The sequence below is a fragment of the Bradyrhizobium sp. CER78 genome, from assembly GCF_029846235.1.
Taxonomy (GTDB): Bacteria; Pseudomonadota; Alphaproteobacteria; order Rhizobiales; family Xanthobacteraceae; genus Bradyrhizobium.
The window spans coordinates 516,962-535,995 of the sequence record NZ_JARVWP010000004.1 but is presented as its reverse complement, the minus strand read 5'-3'; the positions used below and the strand labels follow the sequence as shown (position 1 = coordinate 535,995).

At 65.1% G+C, this 19,034-nt stretch carries 17 protein-coding genes; 11 read left to right on the top strand and 6 right to left on the bottom strand.

From position 1 onward, the window contains the following. Nucleotides 1-52 precede the first annotated feature (52 nt). The 6 genes from secY (at nt 53) to rplQ (ending at nt 5,128) form a co-directional block, all read left to right on the top strand. Nucleotides 53-1,387 carry a preprotein translocase subunit SecY gene (gene secY / locus QDT69_RS11400; RefSeq protein WP_024578584.1) on the top strand — a complete coding sequence of 445 codons (1,335 nt, stop codon included), beginning with the start codon at nt 53-55 and terminating at the stop codon, nt 1,385-1,387. A 71-nt stretch (nt 1,388-1,458) separates the two neighbouring features. Continuing rightward, nucleotides 1,459-2,337 carry an adenylate kinase gene (locus QDT69_RS11395; protein ID WP_279706649.1) on the top strand — a complete coding sequence of 293 codons (879 nt, stop codon included), beginning with the start codon at nt 1,459-1,461 and terminating at the stop codon, nt 2,335-2,337. 190 nt (nt 2,338-2,527) lie between these two features. Next, nucleotides 2,528-2,896, top strand: coding sequence for a 30S ribosomal protein S13 (rpsM, locus tag QDT69_RS11390; protein WP_016843766.1), 369 nt, complete (start codon nt 2,528-2,530; stop codon nt 2,894-2,896). Nucleotides 2,897-3,010: 114 nt separating this feature from the next. Beyond that, a complete protein-coding gene (rpsK, locus tag QDT69_RS11385) occupies nt 3,011-3,400 on the top strand; it encodes a 30S ribosomal protein S11 (protein WP_006021048.1) in 390 nt (129 codons plus the stop codon). A gap of 128 nt (nt 3,401-3,528) precedes the next feature. After that, the gene (locus QDT69_RS11380; protein WP_018272129.1) at nt 3,529-4,548 is read left to right on the top strand and encodes a DNA-directed RNA polymerase subunit alpha; all 1,020 of its coding nucleotides are present in this window, start codon (nt 3,529-3,531) and stop codon (nt 4,546-4,548) included. A gap of 163 nt (nt 4,549-4,711) precedes the next feature. Continuing rightward, on the top strand, nt 4,712-5,128 hold the full coding sequence (rplQ, locus tag QDT69_RS11375) for a 50S ribosomal protein L17 (RefSeq protein WP_279706646.1): 417 nt from the start codon (nt 4,712-4,714) through the stop codon (nt 5,126-5,128). A gap of 61 nt (nt 5,129-5,189) precedes the next feature. On the opposite strand, the gene QDT69_RS11370 is transcribed toward rplQ, so the two are convergent. Continuing rightward, nucleotides 5,190-7,184, bottom strand: coding sequence for a HAMP domain-containing methyl-accepting chemotaxis protein (locus QDT69_RS11370; protein ID WP_279706645.1), 1,995 nt, complete (start codon nt 7,182-7,184; stop codon nt 5,190-5,192). A 401-nt stretch (nt 7,185-7,585) separates the two neighbouring features. Between QDT69_RS11370 and QDT69_RS11365 the strand changes: the two genes are divergently transcribed. Both QDT69_RS11365 and QDT69_RS11360 read left to right on the top strand, forming a co-directional pair. Next, nucleotides 7,586-8,380, top strand: coding sequence for an SDR family NAD(P)-dependent oxidoreductase (locus QDT69_RS11365; RefSeq protein WP_279706644.1), 795 nt, complete (start codon nt 7,586-7,588; stop codon nt 8,378-8,380). A gap of 6 nt (nt 8,381-8,386) precedes the next feature. Next, entirely contained in the window at nt 8,387-8,683 is a 297-nt protein-coding gene (locus QDT69_RS11360) for a DUF1330 domain-containing protein (protein ID WP_279706643.1), read from the top strand. On the opposite strand, the gene QDT69_RS11355 is transcribed toward QDT69_RS11360, so the two are convergent. From QDT69_RS11355 to QDT69_RS11345, 3 genes are all read right to left on the bottom strand, one after another. Next, on the bottom strand, nt 8,684-9,811 hold the full coding sequence (locus tag QDT69_RS11355; RefSeq protein ID WP_279706642.1) for a hypothetical protein: 1,128 nt from the start codon (nt 9,809-9,811) through the stop codon (nt 8,684-8,686). A gap of 17 nt (nt 9,812-9,828) precedes the next feature. After that, complete coding sequence (locus QDT69_RS11350) at nt 9,829-10,908, bottom strand: phosphotransferase (RefSeq protein WP_279706641.1); 1,080 nt, start codon at nt 10,906-10,908, stop codon at nt 9,829-9,831. A gap of 288 nt (nt 10,909-11,196) precedes the next feature. Next, a complete protein-coding gene (locus QDT69_RS11345; protein WP_279706640.1) occupies nt 11,197-12,222 on the bottom strand; it encodes a zinc-binding alcohol dehydrogenase family protein in 1,026 nt (341 codons plus the stop codon). 118 nt (nt 12,223-12,340) lie between these two features. On the opposite strand from QDT69_RS11345, the gene QDT69_RS11340 reads away from it, so the two are divergent. Then, a complete protein-coding gene (locus QDT69_RS11340; protein WP_279706639.1) occupies nt 12,341-12,718 on the top strand; it encodes a helix-turn-helix domain-containing protein in 378 nt (125 codons plus the stop codon). Between the two features lie 155 nt (nt 12,719-12,873). Here QDT69_RS11340 and QDT69_RS11335 read toward each other — a convergent pair whose 3' ends face one another. Continuing rightward, the gene (locus QDT69_RS11335; RefSeq protein WP_279706638.1) at nt 12,874-14,472 is read right to left on the bottom strand and encodes an OprO/OprP family phosphate-selective porin; all 1,599 of its coding nucleotides are present in this window, start codon (nt 14,470-14,472) and stop codon (nt 12,874-12,876) included. A gap of 290 nt (nt 14,473-14,762) precedes the next feature. Between QDT69_RS11335 and QDT69_RS11330 the strand changes: the two genes are divergently transcribed. Then, on the top strand, nt 14,763-16,175 hold the full coding sequence (locus QDT69_RS11330; protein ID WP_279706637.1) for a DegQ family serine endoprotease: 1,413 nt from the start codon (nt 14,763-14,765) through the stop codon (nt 16,173-16,175). Next, nucleotides 16,172-17,506, top strand: a complete 1,335-nt coding sequence (locus QDT69_RS11325) for a replication-associated recombination protein A (RefSeq protein WP_279706636.1) — start codon at nt 16,172-16,174, stop codon at nt 17,504-17,506. The genes QDT69_RS11330 and QDT69_RS11325 overlap by 4 nt, the downstream gene beginning before the upstream one ends. A gap of 468 nt (nt 17,507-17,974) precedes the next feature. On the opposite strand, the gene QDT69_RS11320 is transcribed toward QDT69_RS11325, so the two are convergent. Beyond that, nucleotides 17,975-18,925, bottom strand: a complete 951-nt coding sequence (locus QDT69_RS11320; protein ID WP_279706635.1) for an alpha/beta hydrolase — start codon at nt 18,923-18,925, stop codon at nt 17,975-17,977. Nucleotides 18,926-19,034: the final 109 nt, after the last annotated feature.

Genomic DNA, 19,034 nt, shown 5'->3' with positions numbered 1-19,034 from the left:
TAGAACGAGTTCTTGGGGCGTCGGCGAAGCGGGCTCCGGGAGAAAGCCGAACATGGTCTCAGCAGCCGAACAACTTGCCGCCAACCTCAATTTCGGACAGCTGGCGAAAGCCGACGAGCTGAAGAAGCGCATCTGGTTCACCCTGGGTGCGCTGCTTGTTTATCGGCTGGGCACCTACATCCCGCTGCCCGGCATCGATCCCAACATCTGGGAGCAGGTGTTCCGCAGCCAGTCCGGCGGCATCCTCGGCATGTTCAACATGTTCGCCGGCGGCGGCATCCACCGCATGGCGATCTTCGCACTCAACATCATGCCGTACATCTCGGCATCGATCATCGTGCAACTGCTGACCACCGTGTCACCGCAGCTCGAGGCGCTCAAGAAGGAAGGCGAGGCGGGCCGCAAGACGCTGAACCAGTACACCCGCTATCTGACGGTGATCCTGGCGCTGTTCCAGTCCTACGGCATCGCGATCGGCCTCGAAGGCGCCGGCAACGTCGTCAGCGACCCCGGCATGTTCTTCCGGATCTCGACCGCGATCACGTTGACCGGCGGCACCATGTTCCTGATGTGGCTCGGCGAGCAGATCACCTCGCGCGGCATCGGCAACGGTATTTCGCTGATCATCCTGTCCGGCATCGTCGCCGAGCTGCCGTCGGCGCTCGCCAACATGCTGGAACTCGGCCGCCAGGGCGCAATGTCGACCGGCCTGATCCTGATCGTCATCGTGATGGCGGTCGCCGTGATCGCCTTCATCGTGTTCATGGAACGCGCCCAGCGCCGGCTGCTGATCCAGTATCCGAAGCGCCAGGTCGGCAACAAGATGTTCGAGGGCCAGTCCTCGCATCTGCCGCTCAAGCTCAACACCTCGGGCGTGATTCCGCCGATCTTCGCCTCGTCGTTGCTGCTGCTGCCGACCACGGTCGCGAACTTCAACGCCGGCAAGGGACCGGAGTGGTTCCAGTGGCTCACCACCCAGCTCAGCCACGGCCGTCCGCTGTTCCTGCTACTCTATCTGGCGCTGATCGTGTTCTTCGCCTTCTTCTACACCGCGATCGTGTTCAACCCGACCGAGACCGCGGACAATCTCAAGAAGCATGGCGGCTTCATCCCGGGCATCCGGCCCGGTGAGCGCACGGCGGAATATATCGACTACGTGCTGTCGCGCATCACGGTGCTCGGCGCGATCTATCTGGCGATCGTCTGCCTGATTCCGGAAATTCTGATTTCCTATGCCTCGGTCCCGTTCTACTTTGGTGGCACCTCGCTCCTGATCGTCGTCAGCGTGACGATGGACACGGTGTCGCAGGTGCAAGGCTATCTGCTCGCTCATCAGTATGAAGGGCTGATCAGGAAGTCGAAGCTCAGGGGAGGCCGCCGCCGCTGATTGCGGCGCGGCTTCGAACTCAAAACACAGGTGTGCGGACGTCGCCCACCTAGCCGGGGGGCGAAACAGATATGAGATTGATCCTTTTGGGGCCGCCGGGCTCGGGCAAGGGAACCCAGGCGCAGCGGCTGGTGCACCGGCATGGCATCGTTCAGCTCTCGACCGGCGAGATGCTGCGCGCGGCGGTTGCCGCAGGCACCCCGGTCGGCCTGCAGGCCAAGGAGATCATGGCCAATGGCGGCCTGGTTCCCGACGAGGTCGTGGTGGGAATCATCGCCGACCGAATCGAGGAGGCGGATGCCAAGAAGGGCTTCATTCTCGACGGCTTCCCGCGCACCGTGCCGCAGGCCGAAGCGCTCGACGAACTGCTCAAGAAGAAGCACCTGAAGCTTGATGCCGTCGTTGAGCTGCGCGTCAACGAGAGCGCGCTGCTCGCCCGAGTCGAGAAGCGTGCCGAGGAAACCCGTGCGCGCGGCGAGGAAGTGCGCCTCGACGACACGCCGGAAGTGCTGACCAAGCGCCTGGCGCAGTACCGTTCCATGACGGAACCGCTGATTCACTATTATTCGGAACGGCGGAAGCTGCTGACGGTCGATGGCATGATGACCATCGAGCACGTCACCCGCGAGATCAACCGGATCCTGACCGCGCTCGGCGCGCTGGAGCCGAAGGAGCACGAGGAGCCCAAGCGGGCTGCCAAGAGCGCGTCGAAGGCCTCCAAGACGGCCAAGAAGACCGCGAAGAAGGCGGCCAAGAAGGCTGCTAAATCGGTCAAGAAGGCCGCCAAACCAGCCCGGAAGGCCACCAAGGCGGTCTCCAACACCAGGGGGACGAAGAAAGCCGCCAAGAAGGCTGGAAAGAAGGCCGCCAGCGCTGCGAATGCCCGGAAGGGGGTAAAAGCGCCCAAAAAGGCAGCAAAAAAGCTCACGAAAAAGCGAGCTAAACGCTAGGAGCGGTTGACGAAACCGACATGAATCCTTTAATAAGCCCCGCATCCAAGTCGGATAGTTTTATGACGATGCCGGGCCCCAAAGGACACGAGGGGTGGGCGTCGTGTTCGCGTTTGTGGACACAAGCCCGCAGGTAGCAAGAACTTGAGAAGCCCGTATCCGTGATGGAGCGGCGACAGGAGAGAAGTCCGTGGCCCGTATTGCCGGCGTCAACATCCCGACCAACAAGCGCGTCCTGATCGCGCTTCAGTACATCCATGGCATCGGCCAGAAGAACGCTGCCGACATCATGGAGAAGGTGAAGATCCCCGTGGATCGTCGTGTCAACCAGTTGACCGACCAGGAGGTCCTCCAGATCCGCGAAGTCATCGACCGCGACTATCTGGTTGAGGGCGACCTCCGTCGCGAGGTCGGCATCAACATCAAGCGGCTGATGGACCTCGGCTGCTATCGCGGCCTGCGTCATCGCCGCGGTCTGCCGGTGCGCGGCCAGCGCACCCACACCAATGCGCGCACGCGCAAGGGGCCGGCCAAGGCGATCGCCGGCAAGAAGAAGTAAGTTTTGCGAATTGCAGGTGGGGGGTAGCGAATCGAAATTCGCTACTCGCCATTTGCGTTTTGAGGTGTAGCCGCTGGCACTACGGCGGCGTTGAGATCACAGGAAAGGTTTGAAATGGGCAAGGAAGCCACCCGCGTACGCCGCCGCGAACGCAAGAACATCGCCTCCGGCATCGCGCACGTGAATTCGTCGTTCAACAACACGACGATCACCATCACCGACGCGCAGGGCAACACCATCGCCTGGTCGTCGGCCGGCACGATGGGCTTTAAGGGCTCGCGCAAGTCGACCCCCTATGCCGCGCAGGTTGCGGCTGAAGACGTCTCCAAGAAGGCGCAGGAACACGGCATGCGCACGCTGGAGGTTGAAGTGGCCGGCCCGGGTTCGGGCCGTGAGTCGGCGCTGCGCGCGCTGCAGGCTGCGGGCTTCACCGTCACCTCGATCCGCGACGTGACCACGATCCCGCACAATGGCTGCCGTCCGCGCAAGCGTCGGCGCGTTTGATCTGTAAGTCGCGGGCGGCATCTGCCGCCCCGCGATGGTTTTTGGAATTGACCGCGCGGACTGATCCGCGATCTCCAACGCCAGGTTTGGCCGATCGATTGGCCCGATGACCGGCAAAGGGTGAAAAAGTGACGATCCAGAAAAATTGGCAAGAACTCATTCGACCGAACAAGCTGCAGGTGACGCCGGGCTCGGACGCGAGCCGGTTCGCCACCGTGGTCGCCGAGCCGCTCGAGCGCGGCTTCGGCCAGACCCTCGGCAACGCGCTGCGCCGCATCCTGCTGTCCTCGCTGCAGGGCGCGGCGGTGCAGTCGGTGCACATCGACGGCGTGCTGCACGAGTTCTCCTCGATCGCCGGTGTCCGTGAAGACGTCACCGACATCGTCCTCAACATCAAGGACATCTCTATCAAGATGCAGGGCGAAGGCCCGAAGCGCATGGTCGTGAAGAAGCAGGGCCCGGGCGCCGTCACCGCCGGCGACATCCAGACCGTCGGCGACGTCACCGTGCTCAACCCCGATTTGCAGCTCTGCACGCTGGACGACGGCGCCGAGATCCGCATGGAATTCACGGTCACGACCGGCAAGGGCTATGTCGCCGCCGAGCGCAACCGTCCCGAGGACGCCCCGATCGGCCTGATCCCGGTCGACAGCCTGTTCTCGCCGGTCCGCAAGGTCTCCTACAAGGTCGAGAACACCCGTGAGGGCCAGATCCTCGACTACGACAAGCTGACCATGACGATCGAGACCAACGGCGCGATCACGCCGGAGGACGCGGTGGCCTATGCCGCGCGCATCCTGCAGGATCAGCTCAACGTGTTCGTCAACTTCGAAGAGCCGCGCAAGGAAGTCACGCAGGAGATCATCCCCGATCTCGCGTTCAACCCGGCGTTCCTCAAGAAGGTCGACGAGCTCGAGCTGTCGGTGCGTTCGGCAAACTGCCTGAAGAACGACAACATCGTCTACATCGGCGACCTCGTGCAGAAGTCGGAAGCGGAAATGCTCCGCACCCCGAACTTCGGCCGCAAGTCGCTGAACGAGATCAAGGAAGTGCTGGCCCAGATGGGTCTGCACCTCGGCATGGAAGTGCCGGGCTGGCCGCCGGAGAACATCGACGAGCTCGCCAAGCGCTTTGAGGATCACTACTAAGAATTCGTCGTTCCGGGGCGATGCGAAGCATCGAACCCGGAACCTCGAGATTCCGGGTTCGGCTCTGCGAGCCGCCCCGGAATGACGTCCCAGGGCGAACGCAGGATGCCCGCCTGCACTTGTCGCTGAACCACCGCGACAGAATTGAAGAAGGAAGAAGTCAATGCGTCACGGCAAGGTTCATCGGAAGCTCAACCGCACCGCCGAGCACCGGCGTGCGATGTTCGCCAACATGGCGGCCGCGCTGATCAAGCACGAGCAGATCGTCACCACGCTGCCGAAGGCCAAGGAGCTGCGGCCGATCGTCGAGAAGCTCGTCACCCTCGGCAAGAAGGGCGGCCTCGCCCTGCGCCGCCAGGCGATCTCGGAGCTGCGCGACCAGGACCAGGTCAAGAAGCTGTTCGACACGCTGGCGACCCGCTACAAGGACCGCCAGGGCGGCTACACCCGCATCATCAAGGCCGGCTTCCGCTACGGCGACAACGCGGCGATGGCCGTGATCGAGTTCGTCGACCGCGACGTCGACGCCAAGGGCCGGGACTCCGGTCCCGCCCAGGACAAGGAAGCCGAGGCGGCGTAAGCCGGCTTCGAGCCAAGGATTTGAAAGCGGCGCCTTCGGGCGCCGTTTTTGTTTTGTTGCGCTAACCCGCGCGAATCGTCGCGATGAAATTGTCGAGCTCCTGCCTCAAGCGGACGTTGCCGTCGGACAGCAGGCGCGAAGAGCTCAGCACCTTGGAGGAGGCGCTGCCGGTCCTCGAGGCGCCGCTGGCCACCTGTCCGATGCTGACGGCGACCTGCGAGGTTCGCTCCGAGGCGATCCGAACGTTTTCCGCGATGCTCCGCGTCGCGCTGCCTTGCGTATCGATGGCGTTGGCGACATCGGTGGCGATCCGCGCGATCCGCTGGATGATCCCTGCGATATCGCTGATCGCGCCGGCGGACTCCCGCGTTGCCGCCTGGATATCGGCGATCTGCGCGCGGATGTCCTCGGTGGCCTCGGCGGTCTGCCTGGCGAGCGTCTTGACCTCCTGCGCGACCACGGCAAAGCCCGAGCCTGCGTTGCCGGCGCGCGCGGCCTCGATGGTCGCGTTGAGCGCGAGCAAATTGGTCTGCCGCGCGATCGCGGCGATCAGCTGCACCACGTTGCCGATGCGGTCTGCGGCCGATGCCAGCTGGGCCATCCGCGCGTCGGTCTGCTGTGCCTGTGCGACCGCGTCGCTGGCGAAGCTGGCCGATTCGCCGACCTGGCGGCCGATCTCGGAGGCCGATGCGATCATCTGCTCGGTCGCCGCCGCAACCCGCCTGACATTATCGGAGGCCTCCTCGGAGGCGGCCGCGACATTGGCGGAGAGGTCCTGGGTGTGATGGGCGGTGTCGCTCAGATCGCGCGCCGACGCCGCAAGCTCCTCGGAGGCCGCTGATACCGTCGCGATGACGTTGCCGGCGCTGGCCTCGAACGCCGCCGCGAGCCGCGCCAGTTCGGCCCTGTGCCGACCCGCGGCGCGGCGGTCTTCCTCGAGCCGGGCGTCGAGCTCGGCGCGCGCCTTGTCCTGTGCCATGGTCTTGAAGCTCTCGACCGCCCGCGCCATGCCGCCGATCTCGTCGCTGCGCTCGAGGCCGGGCAGCACGACGTCGAACTGCCCTTCGGCGAGTTGCCGCATCGCCGCGCTCATCCGGCTGATCAGGCCCGCGACCCGCCGGCCGAACAGGATCGCAAGCAGCGTCAGGACGAACGCAACGATCCCGATCAGCCAGCTGAACGTCTGCCTGAACGCGTCGGCCTTGCGCTGCGCGAGCTCGGCACGGACGTTGGCGGCGTCCGCGACCTTGACCAGCACTGGGCGGGTGCGGTCGAAGATCTGGCTGAGGTCGTCGAGCTGATCGTCGAGCGTCTGGCGCGAGACCAGGAAGCCGGCGAAGGCAAGCTTGTAGGCGCGGGCAAGACCGAGCAGCTCGGTCTTCACCTCATAGGGGAGCGCGGATGCCGCCAACGCGGTCTCGAACTCGTCCTCGCGCGCGTTGAGCTGGTCGCCGAACCGCTCCTCGCCACTCAGCGCAAAATCCTTTTCGAGACGACGCATCGTCAGCAGCAGGACGGTCAGGGGCGGCTGATCGGCTTGCCCGACCTTGGCTTCGAATTGCTGGACCGCGCTGCGCAGCTTGCCCTGCAAGCCGTCGTTCGCAGTCATGCCGAGGACGCGCTGGGCGCCGACGATGTTCTGGAAGCGCGTCGCGTAGAGATTGATTCCGCTCCGGAGCGAGGCGACCTGCCGGATCGGATCACCCTCCGGCGCGGCCATCGCGAAGGCTTCGAGCTTGTCGAGTAGGGCGATCTCATCGGCGACGCGCGCGGCGAGCTGCTTCGCCAGGCCCTCATCGCGCGACTTCAGGAAGCGGGCCGCGATCTGCTGCGTCTCCAGGAAGCCGTCCGAGAGCTCGGACAGCTGCGCCCTGAAGCGCATGTTCTCGTCCGACTCGCGCTGAACATTGGCGGCGTAGTCGAGGCCGCCGAGGCAGGTGACGCTGATGATGGCGACGCCGCCGATCCCGAGCATCGCGATCTGGCTTTTGAGGCTGGGGCGAAATCGCTTCAGGATATCAGCGGCGAACGGCTTGATCCTGGACACAACGAACATCTGATGCATTCCTGTTCAGTCGCAGAGATCCGGACGTCGTTGTTGAAGAGCAGGTCGCGTCCGGTTGCCAACACAACAGCTCGCGCTGTTTGCGGCGACGCTTAGCGGCGGCGAATTGACAATGTGTGAAAGCAACCCGCGTGCGCGCGATGTTTCATATGAAGATTGGATGAAGGTCGCAGTGACGATGCATCAACCAAATTGCGCGACGATTTGACTCGCGACGAAAATGCGCGCCGTGCCTGACGCGTCATCCGCGCGACATGGTTGCCGTCGGTCGCCGGCGGTGCCGAGATGCCGGTCCGCACTGCCGCGAATTTGCGCATGCGCCTGCTCGCACCCCGGTTGCATCGGCGCGCGCGCATCCAAATATGTCCGGTACGCTTCACAGGAGACCTCTCATGAAAATCGACCTTTCCGGAAAGACTGCGCTGGTGACCGGCTCGACCGCGGGTATCGGCAACGCCATTGCCAAGGGGCTGGCGGCAACCGGCGCCGAGGTCGTGGTCAATGGCCGCGGTCGGGCCAAGGTCGATGCCGCGGTCGCCGCGATCGCGCAGGCGGTATCGGGTGCGAAGGTGCGCGGCGTAGCCGCCGACGTCTCGACCGCGGCCGGTTGCAAGGCGCTGCTCGCGGCGCTTCCCGAGGTCGACATCCTCGTCAACAATGCCGGGATCTTCGAGCCGAAGGGCTTCTTCGAGATTCCGGACGAGGACTGGAGCCGCTTCTTCGAGGTCAACGTGATGTCGGGCGTGCGGCTGTCGCGCGGCTACATGCAGGGCATGCTGAAGCGCAACTGGGGCCGCATCGTCTTCATCTCATCGGAATCGGGCCTCAACATCCCGACCGAGATGATCCACTACGGCATGACCAAGACCGCGCAGCTTGCAATCGCGCGCGGGCTCGCGGAGCTGACCCGCGGCACCGCCGTCACCGTCAACTCGGTGCTGCCCGGACCGACGATGTCCGAAGGCGTCGAGACCTTCGTCAAGGATCTCGCCAAGCAGAACGGCCAGTCGGTCGAGGAGGCGGCCGCCAACTTCGTCAAGCAGCACCGGCCGACCTCACTGCTGCAGCGCTTCGCCAGCACCGAGGAGATCGCCAACCTCGTGGTCTATGCCTGCTCGAAGCAGGCGTCTGCGACCAACGGCGCTGCGCTGCGCGCCGAGGGCGGCATCGTCAATACCATCGCGTGAGGGTGCATGGCGGCCTATGTGATTTCAGAGGTCGAGATGCGGGACGCTGCGGCATTCGAGGCCTATCGAACGCTGGCGGCGAAAACCATCGAACAGTATGGCGGTCGCTACATCGTGCGCAGTGGCGCCGCCGAGGTGGTGGAGGGCGGTCCATCGCCGAACGCAATCGTCATCGTCGAGTTTCCGACCATGGTGCGTCTGCGCGAATGGTACGCATCTGCGGAGTACGCCGAAGCGCTGAAGCATCGCGCAACTGCGCTCGAACGCCGGCTGCTGTTCGTTGAGGGTGTGCCGCCAAGCTAACTATCCCTTGGCGCCGTCCAGGAACTCGCTGAACCCTGCCGGACGGTAGGGGCCGAAGCATATCTGCTCCAGCACGCCAATTCCCGTCTGGCTGCCCTGGCGGGCGCGGACCACCTGTTGCACGTGCACGTTCTCGCGGGCGAGCGGGTCGAGCGTCGCAGGATCGAACGACTCGCCGCCGATCTCGAGCTCGCCCTTCCACATGCCCTGGCCCCATTGAGGATGGCCGTAGCCGAGGCCTTTCATCTGGAATTTGAGGATCGGGTCGAGCGCGATGGTCGTGGTGTGACCGTCGATATCGACGAGGTCGATCTCGGCCGACTGCGCCAGCCGGGTGTTCGGCACGTATTTGACGCGGTGCCGCGCGGTCGCCATGCGGCGGTCGAGCCCGTCAACGACGCCGGGGATCTCAGCCTCGCTGCGGTAGAGCGGCGCGGTGATGCCCTCGCGGACCAGTGCCTCGCCCTGCGTGCCGTCGAAGAAGATGGCGTGCGAGATGTGATCGTCCCAGACCAGCGGCGCCCACAGGAAGAACACGCTCGGTGGCGGCATCGGCGCGCCGCCGACATCGCGCTCGCCGACATTGCGCACGCCCCAGGAGCGATCCTTGGTGCCGTAGCAGGTGCGATCGTCGACCTTGATCCCGCCGTCGGGGTGATGCACGACTCCGCTCCAGCGACCGAACTGGTCGAACCGGGTCGAATCCATCGCGCGGCGGTCGCCCAACCAGAGCGTCTGGCGGGCTTCCTGGATCGCCGCCGTGCGCGCGGAGAAGGTCAGGTCGCAGGCAAGGCCGGTCGCGTTGTCGTCGAGCACGACGCGGGTCCGCAACATCGGTTCGAGCACCTCGAGCCGGAACGGACCGACCTGCGTCTCGGTGCGCTCGAGCGGCGCGCGCCGCGAGCCGTAGAAGCAGTGCTGCCGTCCGCCGCGCTCCACCACGCTGAAGGCGCAGTCGAGGATCTTGCGGTGAGGGTAGATCGCGATCCCGATGCCGAAATAATACGCGCCGTCGGCGGTATAGCCATTGAACCAGGTCCGGTCATAGACATTGCGGTCGCTGGTCGAGGGAACCGCGATCGGCTCCGGCGTCTGGTGGATGGGGAAGTCGTCAAGTTTGTTGAGCACGCCGATCCCTTTCGATGTTAGTCCCGCCAGTATGAGAAACTGTCGTGGTTCAACGCTTGCGCGCAGGCGCCGCGGGTCATTTTCAGGAACAGCGCATCGCCGCGCTCGGAGCGCTGGACGCTGAGCGCGGAGACGACGCCCATCATGATTCCATGCAGCGTGTAGCGCCGGTAATCCCGCCAGCATTGATCCCAGCCATAGTCCCGCACGCCGCGGCGGATCAGCTCCGAATGATAGAATCGCACCAGGTCAATTTCATGTAATCGCCGCTCGGATGGATCGACGCCGGCCGACAGGAAATAGGCGACGTCGACGATCCCAGGCCCCACCGTCAGCGTCTGCCAATCCAGCGTCGCCATCGGACGGGTGTTGCCGCGGACGTCAAAGAGGATGTTGTCGAGCCGGAAGTCCGCATGTTGCAGCGTTCGCGGCACTGATCGATCGGACTGGTAGCGCGGTATCGCGTCCGGAAGCTTGTCGATCAGATCAAGAAATTCCGACTCGATCACGCCGCGATAGCGCTCCTTGTAGTGACCGATAATGCCGGGCAGCACCGCGCGAAGGTCTCTGCGCCGGCTGGCGGCAACCGTGAAGCATTGCACCGTGTCGAGCGTCGGATCGTTCCATCGCGGCGCATGCAGCGCGGCCGCCTCAATCAGCGCCGTCCGGCAATCCTCGATCGAGCAGCCGGCGAGTTGATCGCCGGGGCGCGCGGGCGCGAGGTCCTCCAGGATCAGCGTGAAGTCGTCGGTCGCCGGATCGATCTCGGCGAAGATCGGCCGCGGGGTGTGAATGGCAACGGTTGCAGCCAGCTCGCGATAGAACGCGACCTCGCGGACGTAAAGCGTGTGCGCGGATCCGGAGCGCCGGCTGTCGGGATCCGCAGCAGGGAATTTGCCGACGACGCTTGCGGGCGCGCGCGGCTCGTTGCCGTCATAGGTCAGATGAAACCGATAGCTGTCGCCGACGAGGCCATTGCCGACCGGCGTGCAGACGAGACCGACGACCCTGGCCTGGTCGATCAGGCCGGCTTCGCGCAGCGCCCGCGTCATCCACTCCGGATCGATCCGCGACGGATCGGCCGTGAGCAAACTCATCGGTTTCCTCCCATCCCCTGTATCCCCTTGGGGCGTCACCACCGTTCCGGCCGTGTCCTGCACGGCCGGATTGAGGACGGGGTGATCGTTGCCGCGGATCATACAGGCCGTGGTGGCTTTGGCAAAAGCGCCGCGCCGGCCTGTGGGGATATCTTGGGAGGTGCGTAGGGCGGTTGGTGCGTAGGGCGGGTTAGCGTAGCGAACCCGCCGCCTTTGCGCGCGGCGCGGTGGATTACGCCTTCCGCCTTCGCTCGTTGAGCTACGGCGGACGTGGTCGGCTAATCCACCCTACGGAATCGTCTGCCACCCCTCCAGCACGATCTTGCCGCGCGACTTGCCGCTTTCGAGCAGCGCATGGGCGCGCTTGAGATTCGCAGCGTTGATGGTACCGAAGGTCTGGTCGAGCGTGGTGCGCAGCACGCCCTTGTCGATCAGGTCGGCAACGTCGTTGAGCAGATGATGCTGCGCGATCATGTCGGGTGTCTGGAACGACGAGCGGGTGAACATCGACTCCCAATGGATCGACACCGCCTTGCCCTTGAACGCGGCAACGTTGAATTCGGCGGGATCGTCGATCAGGCCGAACTTGCCCTGAGGTGCGATGAAGTCGGCGATCGACTTGTAGTGCTGGTCGGTGAAGGTGAGGCTGGCGACGAGGCCGACCGGCGGCAGCTTCAGCTTCTCGATCTGCTCCTTCATCGGCTGCGAGTGATCGATCACCGCGTGTGCGCCAAGATCGAGGCACCACTTCTGCGACTCCGGCCGCGTCGCGGTCGCAACCACGGTCAGCCCGGTGAGGCGGCGCGCGAGCTGGATCAGGATCGAGCCGACGCCGCCGGCGCCGCCGGTGATCAGCAGCGTGCGCGGATCGAGGCTCTTGCCCGGCACCGCACCGAGCCGGTCGAACAGCAGCTCCCATGCGGTGATCGAGGTCAGGGGCAGGGCGGCGGCCTGCGCGAAGGACAGCGACGCCGGCTTGTTGCCGACGATGCGCTCGTCGACCAGATGGAATTCCGAGTTGGTGCCCTGGCGCAGGATCGAGCCCGCGTAGAACACCTCATCGCCGGGCTTGAACAGCGACACGTCGGGCCCGACCGCGTCGACCACGCCGGCCGCATCGAAGCCGAGGATCTTGTAGCCGCCATCGGTCGGCGCCGCACGCTTGCGCACCTTGTAGTCGACCGGGTTGGCCGAGATGGCCTTCACCGCGACGCGGATGTCGCGCCCCCTGGGTTCGGGCTTGGCGATCTCGAAATCGACGAGCGAATCCGCCGCCTCGATCGGCAGCGATTTTTGGTATCCGACGGCCTTCATGCCTGGTCTCCCTGGTGGGCGATTGCCTGCCGTCTTACCTGTCGCGCTGGCGTCCTTTTGGCAAGTACTGTAAAATCAGGGAACTAGTCCCTGTTTGTATACTATTGGGAAATTGCCGATGAAACGGAAGAATTTTGCCCGCCGGCCGGGCTGCGCGGTCGAGGCCGCGCTCGACCTGATCGACGGCAAATGGAAGGGCGTGATCCTGTACCACCTGCAGGCCGGCACGCAGCGGTTCGGCGAGCTGCGGCGGCGGATGCCCGGCATCACCCAGCGCATGCTGACCAAGCAGCTGCGGGCGCTCGAGGACGACGGTCTCGTGATCCGCAAGGTCTACGCCGAAGTGCCGCCGCGGGTCGAATACACGCTGTCCGAACTCGGCGAGAGCCTGCGTCCGGTGATCGATATTCTGAAAGCCTGGGGCGAGGGCCATCAGGACCGGCTGTCCTGTGCGCCGGCGCCGGAGGTCGTTGTGAAGAAGAAGCGCGCGGCCTGATCAGCACTCGCGCTTCACCTCTCCCGGAGGGAGAGGTCGGATCGCATCGCAAGATGCGATCCGGGTGAGGGATTACGCTCCATCGAGGAAGCGGCACCCCTCACCCGAATTGCTTCGCAATTCGACCTCTCCCCGTTGGGGAGAGGTAAGTCGCCTCAGAACGCAACCTGCGTGCGCAGCGCGACCGCGTCGAACTTCGAGCCGGCGTCGGCAGGCGAGGTCGTCGAGACCTGCTTGGCGATGTCGCCGTGCAGGTAGTTCAGCATGAAGCGGACGTTGTTGTTGACGTACCAGTTCAGCGCGGCGGTGTAGACGGTCTGCCGTCCACCCGCGACGCCGACCGCCTGGCCGACCTGGTCGTTGAGGTTCATCGTGCTGACGCGGCCGGCGATTTCCCAGGCGCCCCAGCCGCCGCCGGCGAGCGATACCGGATCGTGCGGCTTGATACCGCCATAGGAGGCCGTTGCCGGGTTGTAGGCGTGGTTCTCGCCGGTCAGCACGTAGCCGACCTGCGCGTAGCCGCCGTCGAATTTCAGGCTTGGCGCGCCGAACGGCGGCAGCCCGGTATTCGCGGAGCGGTCGACATTGAACCAGTAGTATTCGCCCTGCGCGATGAATGGGCCGTAGGTCGCCGCCGCCTCGACGCCGTAGACCTGCGCGCCGGAGACGTTGGCGATCGTGCCGGTCGAGATCAGCGTCGTCGGGTCGATGCGCAGCTCGGGCCGGTCGCTCAGCGTCAGCGTCTGCGCCTGCGTCAGCTGGTTGCGCGGCGGCTGCACCAGCCATTCCGCGTCGGCGCCGATATGCACCGAATAGTCCTTGCCGCTGATCGGATTGCCGGCAACGCGGACGACGCCGCCATACTGCTCGGACGTGCCGGCCGGCGTGACCGAGGATGCGGAGTGGATCGCGCCTGTCGTCGGTCCGGTGACATAGCCGCCGATCCAGAGCTGGTCGTTCCACCAGCGGGTGCCGGCGCCCGAACGGAAGTCACCGGCGGCGATGTTCTGCGCGATGATACCGACCGAGGCGCGCTCCATGAACAGGATGTCGTTGGAGCTGGTCGATTCGTCCAGCGTCCACGGGATGTCCATGATGCCGCCTTCGATCGCCATCTTGCCGCCGAACGGCTTGAAGCCGGTGTAGCTCAGATAGGCATTCTCGACGCCCGAGGTGCCGCCGCCTGGCAGCGATCCCGGTGCCGCGCCGCCGAAGCCATCGGCCGAGCCGCCGAAGTCGTAGATCAGCGCGTAATTCCAGTCGCCGAAGAACTTGCCGACGATGCCGATGCGGGCGCGGCGCAGGTTCTCGCCGCTGTCGAGCTTCTGTGGCGAGGTGTTCGCGGTGTTCGGACGATAGTCGTAGCCCCCGACATCCCAATGCACGCGGCTCGTGATCGCAACGCAGTTCTGTTCGTCGGCGGTGCAGATCGTCGGCCGGTTGTTCGGCATCGTCACCACGACGCCGGACGGTGCGACCGGACCCTTCACTGGGATCGCGGCATTGGCGCTTGCGACGCGCGCGGCCTTGGCATCCGCCGCCTTCGCGTTGGCGTTTGCACTGGCTGCGGTCGCGGTGTTGGCATTGGTCTGCTTCTGCAGCTTGTCGAGCTTCTGCTCGAGCATCTTCAGCTGCTGCTTCAGCAGCGCGATCTCCGCGTCGCTGCCGCCTCCGGCCGATTGCGCATAGGCCGGTGAGGCGGCGAGCGCCCCTGCCAGCCCGATGGCGATTGCACCAACTTTTGTCGCACCCATTGTGCACCCCTGTTGTGTTTGAAGTCCCCACTCACTCACTGAGACGTCCTAGGAGTCGAACGTGACTGACGCACGACAGTGCTTCCAGGCTTCGCAGTTCCGCTTGTTGTCCGCGGGCAACAAGCGGAGCGGCGCAGTGAGATGACAGCCATCATAGATGCTTGGCGGTGCGCTTCAACGCGGCGGCCAGGGGTTTTGCACCGGTCCGGCGGGGACCAGTTATCCGCCCCGGCGCCCTTCATTTGCCCGGCGAACACGCCTATATTCCGGCGTTTCCACGAGAGGTGAGAATGCTCCAACCCGTCCGATTCGCTGCAATATTCGCTCTGTGCGCCTTGGCTTTCATAGGGAATCCGTCCCCGGCCGCGGCCCAGGATCGTCGCGTGCCGTCGTCGCAGGCTGAGCTCCAGCTGTCCTATGCGCCGATCGTGCAGCGGGTGCAGCCCGCGGTGGTCAATGTCTACGCCGCCAAGACGGTGCAGAACCGCAACCCGTTCATGGACGATCCGTTCTTCCGCCGCTTCTTCGGCGCGCCGGGCCAGCAGCCCGAGCAGATGCAGCGCTCGCTCGGCTCCGGCGTGATGGTCGACGGCTCCGGCCTCGTGGTCACCAACAATCACGTGATCGAGGGCGCCGACCAGGTGAAGGTCTCGCTCGCCGACAAGCGCGAATACGAGGCGGAGATCGTGTTGAAGGACAGCCGCACTGATCTTGCGGTGCTGCGGCTGAAGGGCACCAACAAGGAGAAATTCGCGACCCTCGACTTCGCCAATTCCGATCAGCTGCAGGTCGGCGACGTGGTGCTGGCGATTGGCAACCCGTTCGGCGTCGGCCAGACCGTGACGCACGGCATCATCTCGGCCCTGGCGCGTACTCAAGTCGGGATCACGGATTATCAATTCTTCATTCAGACCGACGCCGCGATCAATCCCGGCAATTCCGGCGGCGCGTTGGTCGACATGACCGGACGGCTCGCCGGTATCAACACCGCGATCTTCTCGCGCTCCGGCGGCTCGCAGGGCATCGGCTTTGCGATTCCCGCCAACATGGTGCGGGTGGTGGTGGCCTCCGCCAAGAGCGGCGGCAAGGCCGTGAAGCGGCCATGGCTCGGCGCGCGGCTGCAGGCGGTGACGCCAGAGATCGCGGAGACGCTGGGACTGAAGCTGCCGACCGGCGCGCTGGTCGCCAACGTGGCACCGAACAGCCCCGCGGCGAAGGCCGGGCTGAAGCTGTCCGACCTGATCATCGGCATCGACGGCACGCCGATCGACGATCCCAACGCGTTCGACTACCGCTTCGCGACCCGTCCGCTCGGCGGCAACGCCGAGATCGAGGTGCAGCGCGCCGGCAAGCCGGTGAAGCTGACCGTGCCGCTGGAGACCGCGCCGGACACCAACCGCGACGAGATCGTGCTGACCGCGCGCTCGCCGTTCCAGGGCGCGAGGGTCGCCAACATCTCGCCGGCGCTGGCCGATGAGCTGCATCTCGACGCTGGCGCGGAGGGCGTGGTGGTGACCGAGCTCGCCGATGACGGCACCGCCGCCAATGTCGGCTTCCAGAAGGGCGACATCATCCTGGCGGTCAACAACGAGAAGATCGTGCGAACCAGTGACCTCGACAAGGTATCGAAGGCGGGCTCGCGGATCTGGCGCGTCACGCTGGTGCGCGGCGGCCAGCAGATCAACGTGACGCTCGGCGGATGAGCCCGAAACAACCGCGCGAGGCCAGCAACCTGTTCGCCGCCGCGGGGATGGAGCAGGACGCGCCACACCCGCTGCCGGACCGGCTGCGCCCGCGCACGCTGGCCGACGTCGTCGGCCAGGATCACATCCTCGGCCCCGACGGCGCGCTGACCCGCATGCTGGAGACGCGCACGCTGGGCTCGCTGGTGTTCTGGGGCCCGCCCGGCACCGGCAAGACCACGGTGGCGCGGCTGCTGGCCGATGCCACCGAGCTGCATTTCGAGCAGATCTCCGCGGTGTTCTCCGGCGTCGCCGATCTGAAGAAGGCATTCGATGCTGCACGTGCCCGCCGCGAGACCGGCAAGGGCACGCTGCTGTTCGTCGACGAGGTGCATCGGTTCAACCGCGCGCAGCAGGATTCCTTCCTGCCCGTGATGGAGGACGGCACGGTGGTGCTGGTCGGCGCCACCACCGAGAACCCGTCGTTCGAGCTCAACGCGGCGCTTCTGTCGCGCGCCCGCGTGCTGGTGTTTCACTCACTCGATACGGCTGCGATCGAACGGCTGTTTGCCAATGCCGAGAAGATCGAGGGCAAGGCCCTGCCGCTCGATGCGGAAGCGCGCGCCGTGCTGGTGCGGATGGCCGACGGCGATGGCCGCGCCTCGCTGACATTGGCCGAAGAGGTCTGGCGCGCCGCGCGCAAGGGCGAGGTGTTCAACGCCGAGCAGTTGCAGGCCATCCTGCAGCGCCGCGCGCCGATCTACGACAAGTCGGCTGACGGCCATTACAACCTGATCTCGTCGCTGCACAAGTCGGTTCGCGGCTCCGATCCGGATGCGGCGCTGTATTACCTCGCGCGGATGTTCGATGCCGGCGAGGATCCGCTGTTCCTGGCGCGCCGCGTGGTGCGCATGGCGGTTGAGGACATCGGCCTTGCCGATCCGCAGGCGCTCGCGGTCTGCAACGCCGCCAAGGATGCCTATGATTTCCTGGGCTCGCCCGAAGGGGAGCTCGCGATCGCGCAGGCCGTGGTTTATCTGGCGACAGCGCCGAAATCGAACGCGGTCTACACCGCGTTTGGCGCGGCGATGCAGAGTGCAAAACAAGGCGGCTCGCTGCTGCCGCCGAAGCACATCCTGAATTCGCCGACCAAGCTGATGAAGTCGGAGGGCTATGGCTCCGGCTATCAGTATGATCACGATCAGCCCGACGCGTTCTCCGGCCAGGACTATTTCCCGGAAGCGCTGGGCCGCCAGACCTTCTACGATCCGCCCGACCGCGGCTTCGAGCGCGAGATCCGCAAGCGGCTGGATTACTGGGCGCGGCTCCGCAAGGAGCGGGGCGGGAGCTAGATCGGGATGAGTTTTGGTTGAACCGGCTTGGCGCGGTCTTGGTTCACCTCTCCCGCCGGGGAGAGGTCGGATTGCGAAGCAATCCGGGTGAGGGCTCTTGCTCTCTCGATAGAGCATAATCCCTCACCCGATTTGCTTTGCAAATCGACCTCTCCCAAGGGAGAGGTGAACCTTCGATGCCGTTCCAGCTCAACCTAATCTCATCATGCTTTAGAGCAAGACGAGACGAAGCTGTGGCCGCGAATAGCGCGCAATCCGTTGTTTGCGGCGTGGAAGCGTCAGTTGCCGAAGCCCGCAAATGCCATACGCGGTAGTCTTGGGCTGTGACGATATTTCGGAATAATAGAAGAATATCCCTGAGTTGCCCGACGTGTCAAGTTGGTTGGTCGAGCGCCGGCCGCCGGCTCCTTTGCATGGGGTTGTTTTCGATATTTTGGCGGCGCCCGCTGCGACGGCTCCTAACTTCATTCACTTCACGCTCTTCACGAACTCCACGATCTCGTCGGTCAGCCGCGTGTCCTGAGTGTTGATCGCATAGACCTCCGACATGTGGCTGTGCTGCGGCAGCATGAAGCTGCGCGCGCAGCCGCTCGGCCGCTTGCAGGTGGCCTGCTTCAACAGCTCGAACTGCTCGACGAAGCGCGGCGGGTCGAGCTCGGCCGCGGTGATCAGGAACGGGATCGGGCTTGCCATCAGGCCCTGCAGCGAGGAGCGCTCGGTGTAGCGCGACGGGTCTGAGCCGTAATAGGCGCGCTCGGCGTCGCCGGCCGGCGAGGCCGTCAGATCGTAGATGCCCGACACCATGATCGCGCCGGCCAGGCCGCCGTCCTTCACCTTGTGGAATTCGCCGTGCGAGACATAGCTCGCGACATGGACCGCACCGGCCGACTGGCCCATCAGGAAGATGCGTCTGGGCTCGCCGCCGCGGCTGGCGATGTTCTCCGAGACCCACTGCACGATCGCGCCGACGTCTTCGGCGCCTGCCGGCCATGGAAAGGCCGGCGCGAGGCGGTAGGTGGCATTGACGCCGACGAAGCCGCTCTTCACGGCCCACAGCATGATGTTGTCGTAGAACGGGCTGCCTGGGTTGCGCTTGTTGCCGGCAGTGAAGCCGCCGCCATGGATGTAAATCAGCACCGGCCGCGGCGGTGCCGTGGTGTCCGGCGTGAAGACGTCGAGCAGATGGCGGTCGGCAGGGCCATACTTGGCGTCGCGCTCGACCTTGACGCCCTGATAGGGCTCCTTCTGCTGCAGCGGCGCGTAGAGCGCCGCGGTCTTGGGCGGGTCGACGACGCGGCCGAGTTCCAGGAGCTTCCAGGCCAAGTCTTCCGGCATCGGGCTTTGCTGGGCCAGCGCCGGGCCCGTGAGCATCAGGGCCGCCGCCAAAGCCGCCATCGGCAGTCTCATTCCAAGGCTCATTCCAAAGCTCCTTCCGAGGCTCTGCTCGATTGCCGCAAGCGGCCCAACATGGCCGAGTCGCGCAGGATTCACACCGATTTCGCCGTGACGATTCGCGGCATTTGCGCTA

Excerpts from the sequence above, each read along its gene's own strand:
- secY (WP_024578584.1), top strand. The coding sequence starts at position 53 with ATGGTCTCAGCAGCCGAACAACTTGCCGCCAACCTCAATTTCGGACAG.
- QDT69_RS11395 (WP_279706649.1), top strand. The coding sequence starts at position 1,459 with ATGAGATTGATCCTTTTGGGGCCGCCGGGCTCGGGCAAGGGAACCCAG.
- rpsK (WP_006021048.1), top strand. The coding sequence starts at position 3,011 with ATGGGCAAGGAAGCCACCCGCGTACGCCGCCGCGAACGCAAGAACATC.
- rplQ (WP_279706646.1), top strand. The coding sequence starts at position 4,712 with ATGCGTCACGGCAAGGTTCATCGGAAGCTCAACCGCACCGCCGAGCAC.
- QDT69_RS11370 (WP_279706645.1), bottom strand. The coding sequence starts at position 7,184 with ATGTTCGTTGTGTCCAGGATCAAGCCGTTCGCCGCTGATATCCTGAAG.
- QDT69_RS11365 (WP_279706644.1), top strand. The coding sequence starts at position 7,586 with ATGAAAATCGACCTTTCCGGAAAGACTGCGCTGGTGACCGGCTCGACC.
- QDT69_RS11360 (WP_279706643.1), top strand. The coding sequence starts at position 8,387 with ATGGCGGCCTATGTGATTTCAGAGGTCGAGATGCGGGACGCTGCGGCA.
- QDT69_RS11350 (WP_279706641.1), bottom strand. The coding sequence starts at position 10,908 with ATGAGTTTGCTCACGGCCGATCCGTCGCGGATCGATCCGGAGTGGATG.
- QDT69_RS11345 (WP_279706640.1), bottom strand. The coding sequence starts at position 12,222 with ATGAAGGCCGTCGGATACCAAAAATCGCTGCCGATCGAGGCGGCGGAT.
- QDT69_RS11340 (WP_279706639.1), top strand. The coding sequence starts at position 12,341 with ATGAAACGGAAGAATTTTGCCCGCCGGCCGGGCTGCGCGGTCGAGGCC.
- QDT69_RS11335 (WP_279706638.1), bottom strand. The coding sequence starts at position 14,472 with ATGGGTGCGACAAAAGTTGGTGCAATCGCCATCGGGCTGGCAGGGGCG.
- QDT69_RS11330 (WP_279706637.1), top strand. The coding sequence starts at position 14,763 with ATGCTCCAACCCGTCCGATTCGCTGCAATATTCGCTCTGTGCGCCTTG.
- QDT69_RS11325 (WP_279706636.1), top strand. The coding sequence starts at position 16,172 with ATGAGCCCGAAACAACCGCGCGAGGCCAGCAACCTGTTCGCCGCCGCG.
- QDT69_RS11320 (WP_279706635.1), bottom strand. The coding sequence starts at position 18,925 with ATGAGCCTTGGAATGAGACTGCCGATGGCGGCTTTGGCGGCGGCCCTG.